The sequence below is a fragment of the Pseudoalteromonas sp. S3260 genome (genome assembly GCF_005886925.1).
Taxonomy (GTDB): Bacteria; Pseudomonadota; Gammaproteobacteria; order Enterobacterales; family Alteromonadaceae; genus Pseudoalteromonas; species Pseudoalteromonas tetraodonis.
This window is the reverse complement of record NZ_PNCV01000350.1, coordinates 1-305: the sequence shown is the minus strand read 5'-3', so window position 1 is coordinate 305 and position 305 is coordinate 1. Positions and strand designations below refer to the sequence as shown.

General features: G+C 44.6%; 1 protein-coding gene. It reads right to left on the bottom strand.

All coding sequences use genetic code 11. From position 1 onward, the window contains the following. Positions 1–305 (bottom strand): polysaccharide biosynthesis protein (locus CWC14_RS18760; RefSeq protein ID WP_138564385.1); only part of this gene is annotated, 305 nt, incomplete at both ends.

Below are 305 nucleotides of genomic sequence, written 5' to 3'. Positions count from 1 at the left end.
GCATCAGCGTATAGGGATCTTTCTCACTGCGCACATGCTTCAATGCAGAAAGGTTAAGCACATAATCGTATTTAGGTTGTTGTTCGATAAAGGCGCGATACTCTAAGCTGCCAATATCCAAAGCAAAAGTTTGGAAATCTCCCTCGATGTATCCTAATGATGAGCGTATATCGCGCACTAGTTCCACCAAATTATTTTCGCTAATATCGATAACGTGGAGGGCTTGAGGACTGCGCTTAAAGATCTCTTTGCATACGGCTTGACCAATAGTCCCTGCGCCACCGAGCACTAAAAAACGTGACGCT